We start from the raw sequence: 15,903 nt of genomic DNA, 5'->3' as shown, positions 1-15,903 counted from the left end.
CCTGGTTTACAGATTAGCCAATACATAATTACTGCCTCCATCCACAAAGGTGCCGGATGATTTAAATCCACCCCATGTAAAAAAATTAACCTGCCCTATACGATGGCAGGCATCCACTACCGGTACACAAACATCAGCATAACCATACAAGCGGCCGCTTAATACATTCAGGTCGTATCCCATATAATAATTATAGCCAACAACAACCTGGCTGGAGGTTTGGGACCAGATACCTACATAACTACTAAGCGGTACATTTCCTTTTATAAAAGTGAGTTCGCCTCCCACACCAAGTTTGGCAACTCCACCGATTGACACACCCGCCTCAATATACCCTTTCAGGTCTATTACCGGCCCGGCTTCCAGCGTTGCAACAGTGCGGTACACGCCGCCATTATAATTAATGCCCACTTCTCCTTTTATACCTATTTTACCGCTGAAGCCAATGCCGCAACAGATAGGCACATTTATCGGGAAAGATTTGTCAACTGACCGTGCATTGGATTTGCTGTATGTTTTCGACTGTGTAGCGGTTTCATTCATACTAAGGATAGTAATACCTGCTACAAGTATCTGTGCTTTAGCAGACATCTGTTTGGTGGAATCCGAAGGAGCATAAAATTCTACTCCTCCCGATAAAAGATCGAGCGAATTGCCAAAGAGGCCGCCATATACTTTAGCATTGGCACTCACTTTAAATTCTGACAAGCTTTTGCCGGGGCTTTCCGGGTTGAACGGACAAATTTTTGCATATCGCACAAGGCTTACTTCCACACCCGCTTTAAAAGTTGACATGATACCAAACGACCAGTCTTTTGTAGATGTTTCGTTGATCACTTTTAAAGCTGTTGCTGATGACGTATTATTACCAGTAGTTAAAGTTGTGTTTCTGTTGGGGTTGGTAACACCTGTAACAGCAAATCGTTTTGCTGTTTTAAGACCATTTGCATTGCCAGACGCCGATGCAGATAAAACCCCTGACCCATTAACCTCAAATTTTGTTCCTTCCAGTCTTTCTCTCTCTGCACTGTTATATTGCCCAAAAGGGTTTAATGTAAGGTTGCTTACCTGTTTGCTGGTAGCAGAAAGTGTTTTCAATTCACTTTCTGACTTTAAAGGACTGATGCTTTTCGACATTTCCGGAACTCTTCCATCCAGTTCGGAGGCTGGTGTAATTATATCTATTATTAACGCCGACTCCTTATTCCTGATGGAATAACCTTTGGCATTTTGTTCTTTCTCGATTTCATTCAATTTTTCAAAAACCACTTTAGCCTTTTCATTTTTATCGTTAACGGCAATAGTTTCTTCCGGGTCTATTTTTGTCCCTTTCTTATCAACCATTTCAAATGATCTGAAAGCAACAGGGGCTTTTTTTTCTACTTTACGCCTGGGGTCAGATTCCGGAATGACCACCTCCCTCAGATTCTCCCTGAGTACAGGATTTTGCCCTGCGGTTTGCTTTAGCCGGGAGTATGGGTCCTGTGCTGCTGCCTGGCGAATACTGATAAAACACACAAGCGGCAGAAACAATAAGAATATCTTTTTCATGATTTTTTATTTTATTTGATGACGAATAACATGTGGTAAGTTTACAGCACGCCATTAATGATCTTGCCGGCGTTAGTAATTTATTTTAATCCATCAACCGCTCAGTTCTGACCCGGGGGTTTGATTGCGACTGTGTCGGTTAGCGGCGGCACTTTGCTCCGGGCCGTATCACTGGCGGCATTATTTTTTTTATCCTTCCTCTTAAAAAAAGATTGCAATTTTTTTCCGGCTTTGTTTAATACCGTATCAGTAACATTGTCTGCCGGACTATTGATGGTTTTATCTACTACCTTGCTGGTGGAGCGGTCAACTGAATTGTCAACAGCTGTCTTTGCTTTTGTTTTGAGTATCTTCAATACCTGCGCCTGCACCATACTCACCGCTCCAACGGAGAAAAGGAGGATGAAAATTATTCTTTTCATAATTATAAAAATTTCTATTTAAAAAAATGAACCGTTTTTTATTTATATTCTCCATCGCATCAAACCGGCGTACTTGATCCGGTACTTTACCGGTATTCAATATGCTGTCCCCGGATCTTAATTTCAAAACAGGTATCCCTAACTATTTATCGCATTTACCAGTTTATCTATGCTCATCACGCCATAATTAAATTCATGCCCTGATCCATCCGAAAGGGTTATTATAACTTTTTTTGCCAGGAGGCTTTTTTTGGTATCAACACGAGCTATATCAGCTTTATTAATGGAAAAAACAATATCCTTATCTTCCTTGTCAAACGCAACATGATAAGAAGCAGGATTATATGCTGCATCATACAAAGTGCGGTACATTAATCGTTTGTTGGTAACAGCGAGTTTGCCGTTAAACTTCTTACCTGCCGATGGCGAATAAAAGATGGCCCAGGTATCGATTGCGGTTTCGCCCGGTTGTAACTCTATTTTGCTCATAAAATATTTTTGTAGTTATTTTATTGCACTGCAATCAATGCCCGTTCCGTAGCCGCTGGTGGCAACATTTACATTACGCACATAAGGGGCGCCGTATTTGCCTCCGCCAAGGTAATCTTTAGCAATACTTACATCACCAATAAAGCATTTTCCATCCCGCTTATAAATGGTATAAATATTCTCTGCCAGTAATTGATAAGTAGGAATATCCAAGTCGTTTTTTTGGATGATCCAACCTGCATTAGGGCTGTTGTTGGCTACAGCAAACTTTACCAGTACATCTCCTGAAGAATTTAGTTCTGCCTTTATCATAGCTTCCAATGCTGCAGGGTTAAGCGCTGCATCGGGTAATTTCCTGGAAGTTTTAGGCCAGTAGTCGGGCATAGCGTGCAACATGAATGCCGTTGTTTTTATAGCCTGGTGTACAGCCGTAAAATTCTTTTGTATAACAGCTACATCTCCAGAATTGAAATTGAAATGAAATGCGCCTTCAACACCAGGCCAATCACTTGAGTTAGGTAATCCTTTTCCCCAGCCATCTACCGGACGAAAATAAAATTGTAACTGAATGGTATAATCACCATCATTGGGAAATTTATTCTGGTCAATGATCTGGTACATTGGCCCGCCCGAAACGTGTAATGCATCAAAACCATATTCGTAATTCATACCGATACCTGTGCTGGCATTGGCAGGATCGGGTAACACGTCAAAATTAAAAGCTGTTTTTTTTATGTCTTCCGCTTTTAGCATTACCGAATTATGATTGACTTGAGCATATGTACCCTCAGTTCCATTTACAACCCCAAATGAAAGAATCAGGTAATAGTTTTTACCCATTGGCGTCAGCTTAAACGCTTCTTCTATAGTCTGGTTCTTCAACTCTAAACGGCCATAGATAAACCCACTTGATTTAAAATTTGTTTTTGCCCCCTCGTGGCTGTTACCAAAAGGTTTGTCAGAAAAATAAAAGCTGGCACCGGGAATAAGTTTTACATCTTCGTAAAGAAAATACTTTGAATTCACAGCGATGTTGTTGTCGTTTGCCATGGTTTTTGCATTTATAGTATTGTTTTCCTTGTTGTCTACAGCTGTAGTTGTTGTATCGGTCGCTTTACCGGTTTGGGTGTCTTTACCGGCAACTGTTTCTGTTTTTTCAGATTTACTTTTTACCTTATTTACTACTGTGTTCTTTACTTTATTGGATAAATTTCCGAACTGGGCATAACCGGCACTGGAAAACAGGAATAAAGCAATGGTTAATGAGCATAATTTGATTAGTTTCATTACTAATTATTTAAGGATGATTATTAAATAGTAAGAATAATTTTTGAACAAGGTGTTCATGTGTTTATAAGCTGTTCCATTAGTATGAGTTTTAGAAAGAGAAATAATCAATGTTAAAATAATAGCAGAATTTTGTCTTTCTAAAATCTAATCGCTTAAACGAAATATTTCCGGATATAAAGCTGTAAATGACAACAAATGGTTTTAAAAGGTCAAAAATGTTGTTTGTCGGAAAAAAGGGTAATTGGTCGTTTTATTGTTTATTAATGACTAACGATTATTTAACTTTGAGTTGAAGGTGTGATTTATTTTTAAAAGTTTTGATAGAGCAAAAAAACTAAAATTGATTAGCAGATGAACAGGCTGTTGCAATCCATTAATATCTTCCTTTATAACGATTTTGTTTTTTCTCCCCGCTACAAAGTGTTGCGCCATGTTGCATACTGGATTGTACACACGTTACTTTGGGCAGCTTTTTGGAAGGCACTTGGCGCCCCCGGCTCGTTTGGGAAGGAGGTCATCAATATGTTTATGTGGATACCAATTTTCATTTTATATGGCTACCCGATGGCTTACTGGGCAGTTCCGCACTTTTTGCTAAAAGGGAAAATACTCGAATTTTTGTTGTTAATACTTCTTTGGGGAATAGCCGGCCTATACCTGGACGTGTGGTACAAAGATTATATTGTAATACCGATACAGGAAATAATAGACCCGGAATATGTTTTGCCAAAGGGGCCACTGACCTGGTGCTATTTATGTATCACTACTTCAGCAGCAATCCCTATGGGCATAAAATTTTTTAAATACTGGGATTTTAAGCAAAAGGACTGGCTTAATGCACAGCAGGAGAAAGTTACTGCAGAGCTGCAATTATTAAAAGCTCAGGTGCACCCACACTTTTTATTTAACACCTTAAACAATATATATTCTTTTTCCTTAGAAAGCTCACCCAAAACCCCGGGATTGATTTTAAAATTGTCGAACCTTTTAAGTTACATGCTGTATGATTGCCGGGCAGCAGAAGTACGGCTTGCAAAAGAACTGGATATAATGAAAAATTATATCGAATTAGAACGGGAGCGATACGGTGATAAAATTGATATTTCCTGGAATGTAGACGGAGAGATACAGGACATTTTCATTGCTCCTTTATTGATGATCCCTTTTATAGAAAATGCGTTTAAACATGGCACTTCCGAACAAATAGAAAAATCCTGGTTAACAGTGGATATATCTCTAAGAGAAAATAAATTGAAGGCTAAGATCGCTAACAGTAAAAATGAGTTTGCTCCGCTCAGGAAAAATGGTATTGGTATTGAAAATGTAAAAAAACGGCTTGAGTTTATTTATCCTGGCCATCATGAACTTAAAATTAATGAGGATAGTAATTTTTATGTGGTCTCTCTTACCATACAATTAAGTACTAACCCGGCTGCCATTTATCAGCTGGAACAACCGGTAATTTCACAATCCCTGAAATATGAAGATTCGCTGCCTGCTTATAGATGATGAGCCACCTGCTTTAAAGATATTAGCAAGATATATCAACGATATAGCAGCTTTGGAAATCGTAGGACAATGTAATAATGCTATTGAAGCTATTGAAGTGTTGCGGCAGAAAAAAGTAGACGTTATTTTTCTTGATATAAAAATGCCCAGGGTCATTGGTACCGAATTCTTCAGAAACCTGTCGCATCCGCCCAAAGTAATTTTTGTAACCGCTTACAGAGAATATGCGGTAGATGGCTTTGAACTGGATGCGGTAGATTATTTAGTAAAACCTGTTTCTTTTGAACGATTTTTAAAAGCTGTAACTAAACTAAACCGCATCCTTGGTAGTGAAGTGACTACAACATCCATTGAACCCGTTCTTCCTGCAGAAGCTTTTGTTTACATGAAGATGGATAACGGCATGAATAAAATTTTTGTCAACGAAATAAAATATATTGAAAGTTGTAAGGACTTTGTAAAGATATTCCTGAATGATGGCAAAAAGCTTTTGGTAAAACAATCTATTTCAGCATTAGAAAATTTATTATCGGAGCATAAATTTTTGAGGGTTCACCGGTCCTACATTATTTCTTTAGATAAGGTTTCCGGTTATAGTAGTCTATCCATTAAGCTGAAAGATTCAGAGGTTCCGATAGGCCGCTTGTACAAACAAGTTGTGATGGGCAGATTGAATGAATAGTAAAGCAACCCTTTGCATTATCAACTATTCAGGTACAACCTTTAGCTAAGCAAACATTTTAAGTGATATGCTCTCATTACTTCAAGTAGTAATAAAATTTCTGCGTTTATCGGTGTTTCAACAATTTTTGTTGAGTTTTTTAATTCCTTGTTGCGGTATTATTTTCTTTCAATGGTTACCCGGTGCTATCCTGCTTTATTTTATGCTGGAGATGGTTAATTACTGGTTGTGCAACCTGGTATTACTTTTAGTGTTTGCAAAAGCACCTTCAAAAAAAGAACGCTGGCAAAATGCCGGCATCTTCAGCTTTTGGTTTTGGGTTTCCTTAATCGGCTTTTATTTATATGTAGCTTTTATGTCTGATCCCAAAAGCGCTTCCATGGCAACCAATATTACTTATGTACAAATGATAGGTGTTACCCTGATTTATTGGATTCAATTCGTTATTTTTTTAGCCACTGCCAAGCCCAAAAATAAAACAACACAGGATGTTATTATAAAAGAAGTATACTACCGGTTAATAGCTATTTATTTGACCCTCTTCTGTATTATAGGATATGTTTTTGTGTTTTGGTCGCAGACAGCCGTGGTGAATTACGCAATGGCCTTTGTACTCGTTTTTGCTAAGAGTTTGGCAGACCTGGTGCTGATTTTGATCCGCATGAGTAAAGAAGATCGAAAAATAAAATAGTTTTTGGCAAGAATAACATTAGCATTATCTGAAAGGATGTTTGATTTTTAAATGACGTTGCTGTGTAACGAGCAGCGGTACTTCAGGAAATTTTTATTGTGATAAGGCAGGTAGCCGGCTATATGCCGAAAAAGAAAAAGGAAAGTTTTATCAACTTTCCTTTTGTTTTGGTTACCCGACCTGGATTCGAACCAAGACAGGCAGAATCAGAATCTGCAGTACTACCATTATACTATCGGGCAATAAATGAATAACCTTATTTGAACTTGAGCAAAGTTACCTACTTTTTACCTTACTTATCAAAGGATACCCTGAAAATTTTATAGAAATTTTCAGGGTATCAAATACTTTAATACCAGATCAGTTTCGATGATTGATACTAAAATTCTTCTGCAATCATTTTTTTATTTACTGCTATACCCGCCGTGGTACCCATTGCTACTGCATTTGCAAGCGTTCGCATACGTGTTGCATTATCACCACAGGCAAAAACTCCGTTTACCGTGGTTTCCTGAAAGGCATCAGTTTTAATATAACCTTCGTCTGTTAATTCGCAGCCCATCGATTCAGGAATCGGGCAATGTTGCTCAAAAGGCTGCGGTGCATATATAGCTTTTACAGGAGTTTTTGTACCATCTTTAAAAAGGATATGTTGCAGGTATCCATTGCTATGCTCCAATCTTTCAATTTCTTTTGCTTCTGTTTTTATATGATGCTTTTCAAGTTTATCCTTTTGTTCAATTGTTAATACTGATGGCCCGTTTGTGTACAACGTTAAATCCTTTGTCCAGTTTGAAATCAATTTTATTAATTCATAACCATATTCTCCATTGCCCATGATACCGGTTTTTTCATTCCGTACTTCGTAGCCATGGCAGTAAGGACAATGTAATACCGAGATACCCCAACATGCTGCAAAGCCATCAATGCCGGGCAATATATCCCTGATGCCGGTTGCAAAAATTAACTTGCCGGCATAAAATCTTTCTCCTGATGCAACATGAATTTCAAAACCGTTTTCATTTTTTATTCCTTGTGTTGCCACTCCCTTAAAAAATTGTACGGTATCATATTTTTTCACTTGTTGTTTTGCAAGCGCTGCAATTGCGGCCGGGCTATTTCCATCCTGCGTGAGAAAGTTATGTGAGTAAGGTGTGGGTGCATTACAAGGTTTACCACTATCAATAATTAAAACCTGCCTTAATGCCCTGCCCAAAGCCATGGCTGCCGCAAGCCCGGCATAACTTCCTCCAACGATGATCACATCAAAATTTTTCTGTGCTGTCATTTTTTTAATTTATTATTTAGACCTGTTGATTTTAGTTGCAATCATTTTCATCACTGCATCAACAAACGGAACGCCTGCAAAAACTATCCAGGGTACTAATGAAATAGTAAGCAAAAAAGTTCTCTGGTACAATGGCAATACAGCTAATGGTTTGCCCAGCAGGTAAAAAAACAGCGTGACAGATGGATAGATCACGATCCATATTTTAAATGCGGCCATCAATTTCATTTTTGTTTTCATGTTCATCGCTTTGGTGAAGTAGTAATTTTTATCAGCACAAAAGTAATGTCAAGCATCATTTAGGTGATAGGATAATCATGTAGTTATACAGGACTAATGATAAATTATGTTGAGATGCCAGGAAGGGTTAGGTTGTATTCTTGTTGAAACCAGGCCGCCCGGTTTGCCAATACCCTGCTGTTTTGCAGATAAATACAGCCTGTTTGCATATCAGTTTCATAAAAGCCGAAATAATAAGAGACCTTCATGTTGTATTGTCAGATACTTTAAAGCATGAAAAAATCAGTTATTATTCTATTGCATGTAGGTTTTTGGACTTGTTACTTCATTTTAATAGCAATCATGTTGGCTGTTTACTATAGAAGCAGTCTCCATGTAATTAACCAAGGAGCCAGAATTCTGAATGCTTTAAAAAGCCTTTTACTTTTTGCCTTTATTCCATCACTTATTTCTTACTGGGCATATTATTTTATTTTGTTTCCCAGGTATCTTTTGCATAAAAGAGTCTTTCTTTCCATTATTCATGGTATTGCCATTTCTGCAGCAGCAGCTGTAACCGGGTATATCCTTATCAGGTATTCAATAGAATCGGGTTACATGACAGATATGGATGATGCCGGCAAACATGGCCGCTCCACTGCTGTTACTGTAATAGTTGCTATGACGCTTATTGGCCTGGTTACCGGCACAGTAGCATTGGTGATAAAAGGTTTTATTAACTGGTTCAATGAAAAAAAATTGAAAGAGGCTTTAAAAGAAAAGAATCATGAAATGGAAATGGCATTGGTAAAATCTAAAATTGATCCGCACCTTTTATTTAATACCATCAATAATATCGATGCATTGATTATAAAGGACGCCGTTGAAGCGTCTGACTATTTGAATAAGTTATCAGACATTATGCGGTTTATGTTATATGAAACAATGGCTGAAAAAATCCTGCTTTCGCAGGAAATTGAGTACATAGAAAAATATATCGCACTGCAAAAAATAAGAACAGCTAATGTAAACTATATACATTTTACTGTATCGGGAGATGTGGGCGATAAAACTATTGCCCCAATGATCTTTATACCATTTATTGAAAATGCTTTTAAGCATACCACCAATAAGAAACTTGAAAATGCTATCACTGTTAATATCCTTATCACTGATAAGAAAATAAAAATGGTATGTGAAAATAAATTTGATGCAAAGCCAAAGGTTCAGACCATGAACAGCGGTTTAGGTAATGAACTGATTGAAAAAAGACTGCAGCTTATTTATGCAGACAAACACCTTTTAGAAATAAACAAAAACAATGAACTGTACAGCGTTCACTTAACAATTAACAATGGATAAATATACCTGCATTATTATAGAAGACGAGCCCCTGGCGCTTGAAAAAACGAAAGACTTTGTAAACAAGGTTCCGTTTTTACATCTGAGTGCAACTTTTGATAACGCACTGAATGGGTTGACCTATTTAAACAACAACAAAGTAGATGTTCTTTTTTTGGATATCAATATGGATGAATTATCAGGCATTGAACTATTGGAAAGTTCTAAGATAACCAGCCAGGTGATTATTACAACGGCTTACCAGGAATATGCTTTAAAAGGTTACGAATTGCATATCACTGATTACCTGTTAAAGCCTTTTACTTTTAATCGCTTTTTGCAAGCTGTTAATAAAGCGCAGGAAAATTTAAATCAGCGAATTACTGAAAAGCAACTGGATTTTATTTTTGTAAAAACTGAAAACCGCCTTGAAAAAATCATGATCAGTGATATCCTGTACATAGAGGGTATGAGAGATTATCTACGCATTCATACTTCCAATAAAAAGATCATGACCTTACAAAGTTTTAATGAACTTGAACAACTGATTCCGGCTCACCTGGTATGCCGTGTACATAAGTCGTACATGGTTGCAGTTAACAAAATAGAATCGATAGAAAGGAGCAGGATAAAAATTGCTGATCAGATAATTCCCGTTTCAGAAACATACAAAGAAGCATTCCTTCAACTCATTAACAGCCGGGCATAATCTTCCTGAAATTTGGAAGATTAAAAACACCTGTTGGCAGACATACTCCCTCGCTTTGCATAGCTGAATTGCAGGCCCACACTCAGTCATATACTTTTGCTTTAATTAATCAAAACGAAAAAATTAAAACAAGAATTATGAAAAAAGTAGTACAAGCCGGGGTTATCACATGTATGATTTTCCTGTCGGCAACAGCAATCGGTCAAACTCAAACGGCAGCATTAAAAAAATCAGGTGACAGTAAAAAAACTGCAAAAACTTACCTGGACCTGATGATTAATGTAGTGAGCACAAATTTCAACTATGGTGATGCAAACAACAGCCTTGCAGATTATAAAAAATCGAATAATGGTATACAGGCCGGCGCATCCTTCCAGGCTGGTATTACACCGGGGTTTTCAATTGTGCCTGAACTATATTTTATAAGAAAGGGTGGTAAGTTAAAAGCTAACAATCCTTCAACCACCAGTGAGTCGGGCATTCGAATAAACACAATAGAATTACCAGTGCTGGCCCGTTTTCATTTTGGCAAATTCTATATGAATGCAGGGCCATCCATTGCTTACAATATTAGTGGAAGCAGGAAACTGGAAGATGTATCAACAAAACTTTCATTTACAAATTCAACCGATGGCTTTAAACGATTTGATGCCGGAGTGCAAATGGGTGGAGGTGTTGAGTTTCCGCTTAAACAAAGAATGATTGCATTAGACATCAGATACAATTATGGTGTAACCAATATTGCTTACAAAAGGGAAATCTACAACAGGGCTGTAATGGTTAGTGTACATTTTTCTAAACCCTGGAAGACAAATCCATTGGCAAGAAATAAAAACTAATAAGCATTTTAAAAATAAATCATGGCAGAATATAATCAACTTAAAAAAGAAAAGATCATTTACAGGATTGGTATCGTTCTGCTGTCAGTATGGTTTGGTGCCAGCGGATACCTGGAGATCACTAAAAACCCATTGGTTTGGGAAAGAACACTTCAGATGGGATACCCGGCTTATTTCATTACCAGTTTAGGTATTGCAAAAATTGCAGGGGTAATTGTTTTATTAATTCCCAATAAACCGGGCTGGTTAAAAGAATGGGTATTTGCTGCATTTTTCTTCGATGTGATCTTTGCTTTTATATCCGGTTATTCCTTTGCAGGTATTGCTGAATTGGTAAAGCCTGTTATCGCTTTCATTTTAATTCTCATCACTTATACTATGTTTCGCAAAATTAATCCTGCACTAAGGGTATCATTTAAATAGAAGTATTTATTTCCAAAATTATTGATGCTTATTTAAAAGAAAGAATTAAAACATAAAATCATTCCTTAAAAATTTTAAAATGAATACAAACAGCAATGCTGCAATCGCTATCAGCGTCTCAACAGAACGAGCGCTGATGCATTCATTACGCAAGACAGCACTGGTTGCAGGCGTATTATACCTGCTCACTTTTGTCTCCATTCCTACGCTGGCACTCTACCGTTCAATACATTCAGCCAACTATATTACCAGCTCCGGCCCCGACAGTGCAGCCATTATTGGTGGCCTGCTGGAGATCATTGTGGCACTTGCTGGTATCGGCACTGCAATCGCATTGTACCCGGTACTAAGGAAGCAGAGTGAAGGCCTTGCGCTGGGGCTTGTTGCCTCCCGAATCCTGGAAGCAGGTACCATGTTTGTTGGTGTAGCCTTTATTCTGTCAGTAGTAACCTTGAAGCAGTCAGGTGCCGGTACTGGCGCATTAACAACCAGCCATGCGCTTGTTACTTTGTATGACCGCATCTTCCTGCTTGGACAAAGTTTTATACCCGCCTTCAACGATTTGTTGTTGGGCGTATTACTTTACCAGTCACGCCTGGTGCCGAGGAGCCTTGCATTAATTGGAATGTTAGGAGCGGCGCCGCTAATCGTTGGTTACTTCGCAGTGTTGTATGGCGTCATCGGGCAACATGATCCGTTAGCCGGGCTGGCTGCATTGCTGGTAGCGTTATTTGAATTTTCGCTGGGCATCTATCTTGTCGTTAAAGGTTTCAGGCCTTCTGCAATCACTGCCGGTGTATGATACAAATGGAAGCGAATGATTGCCTGTATTTGACATCGGGCTATGCTTTGAGGAGCAGAAAGCCTGGGTACTTTTGTACCATACATTAATAATCAAAAAATCTGAAAAATCAACAATTGAAAGTCATCATTGCAGGTTTGAATCATTTTGATAAAACTGCAGCGTAATCCAATTGAACTGCCTGATTGTCCTGTCACTTGTATTCGCCTTTAAATAATTTTGTGGATCATTAAAAATTAAAATAAACTCAACATGAAAAAAGAAACGACCTTAAATTTTGCCAAAATAAGTAAAGAACAATTAAATGAATTAACAACAACAGTCAACGAAACTGTAGCGACAGATTTTGTTCCTGCAAAAATCTTTACTGTAGTTGATTTGTGGAATATTCAGCGCAAAAGTAAACCGAGAATAAACGGTAGGTATTTAGTTTAATTCTTATTACTTAGGCTGTACAAGTGAAAAGAAAAGAATTATTAAAAAAATAAACCGGGCATATAATGATAAAATCAAACTTCAAAAATTCTATGACAACATTTTTTTATTCTCTCGCTTTATTATTTTTTTCTTTTAGTGCCCAAGCACAGGAAAACAATCCTTTTACCGTTGGATTTGAAAAAAGTTCGCCATCAAAGATATTAGGTCAACAACGAAAAGTATGGATTCATATTCCTAACAGCAATGGAGGAAATACAAATACCGGTAAGGGGCATTATCCTGTAATTTATTTATTAGATGGAGATGCAAATTTCAATGATATCGTTAGTATGACTGAATTCATGAGTAACGCAGGGCTTTGTCCACCAATGATCGTAGTGGGAATTTTACATCCTGCCCGGATGACGGACCTGACTTTTGGTACAGATAAGGAGACGCCTGGCATTATTGGCAATGGCGAAAAATTTATGCTCTATGTAGAAAAGGAATTGATGCCATACATCGAATTAAATTACCCAACAGCTTCTTATAAGATCTTCATCGGCCATTCTGTTGGTGGCCTTACAGTTGTGAATACTTTAGTACATCAGCCCAATTTATTTAATGCCTATGTTTCGCTTGATGGCGCTTTGTGGTGGAACGATCAGCAAATTGTTAGGGAGGCAAAAATGACTTTAGCGAATACAAATTATAAAGGGAAAACTTTATTTATGGCATTGGCAAACCGAATGGAAAAGGGAGTGGACACAGTGGAAGTTCAAAAAGATACTACTGAGAGTACTGAGCTTATCCGCAGCAATCTGCAATTCATTAAAGCCATTTCCAAAAACAAAACAAATCAATTGCGTTTCAAACACGCCTTTTATGAAAATGACGATCACAGTTCCGTTCGGTTGATCGGTGAGTATGATGCCCTGCGCTTTATTTTTGATTATTATAAACTCAAAATTTATAATAGTGAATTAGAAGACCCCAATTTTAAGTTGGACTCGTTATTAACAACACACTATGATAATGTTTCTGATCAAATTGGTTATCTTATTAAACCAGGCGAAAGCCAGGTCAATAATCTTGCATACCATATGTTGAACCAAAAACAATTTATTAAAGCGGAAGCATTGTTTAAACTAAATATTACCAACTATCCCGAAACAGCTAATTGTCATGATGGATTAGGAGATTTGTACCTTGCAAAAGGTGATAAAGAAAAAGCTATAGCGTGTTTCAAAAAAACTTTGTCGTTACAGATTATTCCCGAGACAAAACAAAAACTTGAAACATTATTAAAGGAAAAGAAATAAGTATTGCTATAAATTGCCAATTCTAAAACATATTTATAAATCTGTTATTGTATGGTAAGCATAGCACAATGGGGACTTCTGATTTTACTCTCACTGTTTTTAATATTGCATTTCATCATTCTGCTAAAATTAATTCCTTACCATCTAGTTTGGGGTGGCAGATTAAAATCAGATAAAGAAATGTATAGATTTGAAATTTTCTCAATCCTCATAAACTCACTGTTCGTTATTGTAGTTTTAGTGCAAGCAGGCTTTTTGTCAATTGATATACCAGGGAAAATAATAACTTATGCCTTATGGCTCATGACGGGACTATTTTTATTGAACACATCAGGGAATGCAATTTCAAAAAATAAACTTGAAAAAAGGCTTTTTACTCCAGTTACAATATTGTTGGCTATATTTTCATTAACCATAGCATTGGCAACCTGATTTGAAAAGGCACTCCGCCAACATGAACTGTAAAAGACCGCAGCCATTTAATAACTCAATTTAATTTTCGTCAATTTTTGACATTCATTAATTTTAGCGAGAGGAAAACATGAAAAAAGAGAATAAAGAAAACTACAGGCAACTTTTAATCGACAAAATAGAAGGATTAGTTGAACAAAGAGAAGTAACTATTGGAACAATTAAAACCACCTACTTATTATGTGGAAATGGTAAACCAGTAATTTTCCTGCATGGAGCTGGTGCAGGTGCTGTTACCTGGTATCCATCAATTAATACTATCTCTGGAAATTTTCAGGTAATAGCACCAGATATAGTTGGATATGGAGAATCTGATAAACCAGATGCACCTTATAACAGACCATATTTTTCGAAGTGGCTCAAAGATTTCATGAAAGAATTAAAAATATCAAAGGCTGATATTGTCGGATTGTCTCAAGGTGGTGCCATTGCATTGCAGTTTGCCATAGACAATGCTGAAATGGTTAATAAACTTGTTTTAGTTGACTCTGCAGGTTTAGGTGCAAAAGTTTCTTTTTGGCCTTTAATTGGAACAATATGGATGAATAGTTTTCCATCATCAATGGCAAATCGTTTTAATTCGCATTATATACTTCATAAACCTATAAACAGAGACCCGAACCATAGTAGCTACTCAATAGCCGTTCTCAAATCTAAAGGAGGAAAAAATGCATTTAAGCAGGGGCGTGGAACCGCAGTATCTAAAATATCAGAAGAATTATTAAAGCAAATAAAAAATGAAACACTTATCATTTGGGGGAAAGATGATAAATTATTTTCTGTTGAATATGGTGAAGCAGCAGCTAAAATTATCCCAAATGCAAAGCTTCATTTAATTCAAGATGCCGGGCATTTACCATTAATGGATCAACCCGAAATTTTTAATAAAATTCTTGATGATTTTTTAAAAAGTGAATAAAAAAAAGAAATCTGTGGTGGTTTTAATTAATAAACAAATAAAACAATAAAAGTATGAACGATAAATATTTAATGCCGACGCAAGATGCAGGACGGGCTTTTGTGATGCGGCAAATTCAGGGAAGCATTATCATGCTGAATTTACTTCGCTTTCGTGAAGTAGCTGACTATTCAGCTACTCCTGAACTTATGCCTGAAGAACCGGTAAGCGGGGAAAGAGCTTATCAGATTTATATTGAACATACTTTACCTTTTTTGATTAAATCAGGTGGAGAAATTTTATTTATGGGTGAAGGCGGAGCCTTTTTAATTGGGCCGCCAAATGAGCGTTGGGATGCAGTTCTGCTAATCAGGCAAAGTAGTGTAAATAGCTTTCTTGCCTTTGAATCAAACCAGGAGTACATGAAAGGTATTGGGCATAGAACTGCCGCATTGGAAGATTCCCGTTTGTTACCATTGGTTGAAAGTAAAATGTAAAAAGAAATAGAATAGCGTTAAAGGAAGCAGATCATTATTGCAG

The 15,903-nt window shown here is 37.2% G+C and carries 19 protein-coding genes and 1 tRNA gene; 13 read left to right on the top strand and 7 right to left on the bottom strand.

The window, feature by feature from the left end:
- Positions 1-6: 6 nt before the first annotated feature.
- The 4 genes from ACQ334_RS24450 to ACQ334_RS24435 form a co-directional block, all read right to left on the bottom strand.
- Positions 7-1,551, bottom strand: coding sequence for a hypothetical protein (locus tag ACQ334_RS24450; RefSeq protein ID WP_430990905.1), 1,545 nt, complete (start codon positions 1,549-1,551; stop codon positions 7-9).
- Positions 1,552-1,652: 101 nt separating this feature from the next.
- Positions 1,653-1,973 carry a hypothetical protein gene (locus ACQ334_RS24445; protein ID WP_430990904.1) on the bottom strand — a complete coding sequence of 107 codons (321 nt, stop codon included), beginning with the start codon at positions 1,971-1,973 and terminating at the stop codon, positions 1,653-1,655.
- 138 nt (positions 1,974-2,111) lie between these two features.
- Positions 2,112-2,462 carry a hypothetical protein gene (locus ACQ334_RS24440; RefSeq protein ID WP_430990903.1) on the bottom strand — a complete coding sequence of 117 codons (351 nt, stop codon included), beginning with the start codon at positions 2,460-2,462 and terminating at the stop codon, positions 2,112-2,114.
- A 15-nt stretch (positions 2,463-2,477) separates the two neighbouring features.
- Positions 2,478-3,749, bottom strand: a complete 1,272-nt coding sequence (locus tag ACQ334_RS24435; RefSeq protein ID WP_430990902.1) for a hypothetical protein — start codon at positions 3,747-3,749, stop codon at positions 2,478-2,480.
- 354 nt (positions 3,750-4,103) lie between these two features.
- On the opposite strand from ACQ334_RS24435, the gene ACQ334_RS24430 reads away from it, so the two are divergent.
- The 3 genes from ACQ334_RS24430 (at position 4,104) to ACQ334_RS24420 (ending at position 6,634) form a co-directional block, all read left to right on the top strand.
- On the top strand, positions 4,104-5,261 hold the full coding sequence (locus ACQ334_RS24430) for a sensor histidine kinase (RefSeq protein ID WP_430990901.1): 1,158 nt from the start codon (positions 4,104-4,106) through the stop codon (positions 5,259-5,261).
- Entirely contained in the window at positions 5,233-5,943 is a 711-nt protein-coding gene (locus ACQ334_RS24425; protein WP_430990900.1) for a LytR/AlgR family response regulator transcription factor, read from the top strand. The genes ACQ334_RS24430 and ACQ334_RS24425 overlap by 29 nt, the downstream gene beginning before the upstream one ends.
- Positions 5,944-6,073: 130 nt before the next feature.
- Positions 6,074-6,634, top strand: coding sequence for a DUF6498-containing protein (locus ACQ334_RS24420; RefSeq protein ID WP_430990899.1), 561 nt, complete (start codon positions 6,074-6,076; stop codon positions 6,632-6,634).
- 168 nt (positions 6,635-6,802) lie between these two features.
- Here the strand turns inward: ACQ334_RS24420 and ACQ334_RS24415 are convergent.
- The 3 genes from ACQ334_RS24415 to ACQ334_RS24405 form a co-directional block, all read right to left on the bottom strand.
- Positions 6,803-6,876 (bottom strand) — tRNA-Gln (locus ACQ334_RS24415).
- Between the two features lie 137 nt (positions 6,877-7,013).
- Positions 7,014-7,922, bottom strand: a complete 909-nt coding sequence (locus ACQ334_RS24410) for an NAD(P)/FAD-dependent oxidoreductase (protein WP_430990898.1) — start codon at positions 7,920-7,922, stop codon at positions 7,014-7,016.
- Between the two features lie 12 nt (positions 7,923-7,934).
- Complete coding sequence (locus tag ACQ334_RS24405; protein ID WP_430990897.1) at positions 7,935-8,162, bottom strand: hypothetical protein; 228 nt, start codon at positions 8,160-8,162, stop codon at positions 7,935-7,937.
- A gap of 492 nt (positions 8,163-8,654) precedes the next feature.
- On the opposite strand from ACQ334_RS24405, the gene ACQ334_RS24400 reads away from it, so the two are divergent.
- The 10 genes from ACQ334_RS24400 (at position 8,655) to ACQ334_RS24355 (ending at position 15,860) form a co-directional block, all read left to right on the top strand.
- Positions 8,655-9,503 (top strand): sensor histidine kinase, encoded by an 849-nt coding sequence (locus ACQ334_RS24400; protein WP_430990896.1) that lies wholly within the window; start codon positions 8,655-8,657, stop codon positions 9,501-9,503.
- Entirely contained in the window at positions 9,496-10,191 is a 696-nt protein-coding gene (locus tag ACQ334_RS24395) for a LytR/AlgR family response regulator transcription factor (protein ID WP_430990895.1), read from the top strand. The genes ACQ334_RS24400 and ACQ334_RS24395 overlap by 8 nt, the downstream gene beginning before the upstream one ends.
- A gap of 137 nt (positions 10,192-10,328) precedes the next feature.
- Complete coding sequence (locus ACQ334_RS24390) at positions 10,329-11,030, top strand: porin family protein (protein ID WP_430990894.1); 702 nt, start codon at positions 10,329-10,331, stop codon at positions 11,028-11,030.
- Between the two features lie 21 nt (positions 11,031-11,051).
- Positions 11,052-11,453: a DoxX family protein gene (locus ACQ334_RS24385; protein WP_430990893.1), complete on the top strand. Its 402-nt coding sequence runs from the start codon at positions 11,052-11,054 to the stop codon at positions 11,451-11,453.
- A 136-nt stretch (positions 11,454-11,589) separates the two neighbouring features.
- Positions 11,590-12,255: a DUF4386 domain-containing protein gene (locus tag ACQ334_RS24380; RefSeq protein ID WP_430990892.1), complete on the top strand. Its 666-nt coding sequence runs from the start codon at positions 11,590-11,592 to the stop codon at positions 12,253-12,255.
- Positions 12,256-12,507: 252 nt separating this feature from the next.
- On the top strand, positions 12,508-12,690 hold the full coding sequence (locus ACQ334_RS24375; protein WP_430990891.1) for a hypothetical protein: 183 nt from the start codon (positions 12,508-12,510) through the stop codon (positions 12,688-12,690).
- Between the two features lie 65 nt (positions 12,691-12,755).
- Positions 12,756-13,994, top strand: a complete 1,239-nt coding sequence (locus ACQ334_RS24370) for an alpha/beta hydrolase-fold protein (protein WP_430990890.1) — start codon at positions 12,756-12,758, stop codon at positions 13,992-13,994.
- Between the two features lie 51 nt (positions 13,995-14,045).
- The gene (locus ACQ334_RS24365; protein ID WP_430990889.1) at positions 14,046-14,426 is read left to right on the top strand and encodes a hypothetical protein; all 381 of its coding nucleotides are present in this window, start codon (positions 14,046-14,048) and stop codon (positions 14,424-14,426) included.
- A gap of 109 nt (positions 14,427-14,535) precedes the next feature.
- Positions 14,536-15,384 carry an alpha/beta fold hydrolase gene (locus ACQ334_RS24360; RefSeq protein ID WP_430990888.1) on the top strand — a complete coding sequence of 283 codons (849 nt, stop codon included), beginning with the start codon at positions 14,536-14,538 and terminating at the stop codon, positions 15,382-15,384.
- Between the two features lie 53 nt (positions 15,385-15,437).
- Entirely contained in the window at positions 15,438-15,860 is a 423-nt protein-coding gene (locus ACQ334_RS24355; protein WP_430990887.1) for a hypothetical protein, read from the top strand.
- Positions 15,861-15,903 lie beyond the last annotated feature (43 nt).

This window comes from Ferruginibacter sp. SUN106 (assembly GCF_050611765.1).
In the GTDB taxonomy this organism is placed as follows: Bacteria; Bacteroidota; Bacteroidia; order Chitinophagales; family Chitinophagaceae; genus Ferruginibacter.
The sequence above is the reverse complement of the archived record's forward strand: the minus strand, read 5'-3'. Positions and strand labels throughout refer to the sequence as shown.

Excerpts from the sequence above, each read along its gene's own strand:
- ACQ334_RS24450 (WP_430990905.1), bottom strand. The coding sequence starts at position 1,551 with ATGAAAAAGATATTCTTATTGTTTCTGCCGCTTGTGTGTTTTATCAGT.
- ACQ334_RS24445 (WP_430990904.1), bottom strand. The coding sequence starts at position 1,973 with ATGAAAAGAATAATTTTCATCCTCCTTTTCTCCGTTGGAGCGGTGAGT.
- ACQ334_RS24440 (WP_430990903.1), bottom strand. The coding sequence starts at position 2,462 with ATGAGCAAAATAGAGTTACAACCGGGCGAAACCGCAATCGATACCTGG.
- ACQ334_RS24435 (WP_430990902.1), bottom strand. The coding sequence starts at position 3,749 with ATGAAACTAATCAAATTATGCTCATTAACCATTGCTTTATTCCTGTTT.
- ACQ334_RS24430 (WP_430990901.1), top strand. The coding sequence starts at position 4,104 with ATGAACAGGCTGTTGCAATCCATTAATATCTTCCTTTATAACGATTTT.
- ACQ334_RS24425 (WP_430990900.1), top strand. The coding sequence starts at position 5,233 with ATGAAGATTCGCTGCCTGCTTATAGATGATGAGCCACCTGCTTTAAAG.
- ACQ334_RS24410 (WP_430990898.1), bottom strand. The coding sequence starts at position 7,922 with ATGACAGCACAGAAAAATTTTGATGTGATCATCGTTGGAGGAAGTTAT.
- ACQ334_RS24405 (WP_430990897.1), bottom strand. The coding sequence starts at position 8,162 with ATGAAAACAAAAATGAAATTGATGGCCGCATTTAAAATATGGATCGTG.
- ACQ334_RS24395 (WP_430990895.1), top strand. The coding sequence starts at position 9,496 with ATGGATAAATATACCTGCATTATTATAGAAGACGAGCCCCTGGCGCTT.
- ACQ334_RS24390 (WP_430990894.1), top strand. The coding sequence starts at position 10,329 with ATGAAAAAAGTAGTACAAGCCGGGGTTATCACATGTATGATTTTCCTG.
- ACQ334_RS24385 (WP_430990893.1), top strand. The coding sequence starts at position 11,052 with ATGGCAGAATATAATCAACTTAAAAAAGAAAAGATCATTTACAGGATT.
- ACQ334_RS24380 (WP_430990892.1), top strand. The coding sequence starts at position 11,590 with ATGCATTCATTACGCAAGACAGCACTGGTTGCAGGCGTATTATACCTG.
- ACQ334_RS24375 (WP_430990891.1), top strand. The coding sequence starts at position 12,508 with ATGAAAAAAGAAACGACCTTAAATTTTGCCAAAATAAGTAAAGAACAA.
- ACQ334_RS24370 (WP_430990890.1), top strand. The coding sequence starts at position 12,756 with ATGATAAAATCAAACTTCAAAAATTCTATGACAACATTTTTTTATTCT.
- ACQ334_RS24365 (WP_430990889.1), top strand. The coding sequence starts at position 14,046 with ATGGTAAGCATAGCACAATGGGGACTTCTGATTTTACTCTCACTGTTT.
- ACQ334_RS24360 (WP_430990888.1), top strand. The coding sequence starts at position 14,536 with ATGAAAAAAGAGAATAAAGAAAACTACAGGCAACTTTTAATCGACAAA.
- ACQ334_RS24355 (WP_430990887.1), top strand. The coding sequence starts at position 15,438 with ATGAACGATAAATATTTAATGCCGACGCAAGATGCAGGACGGGCTTTT.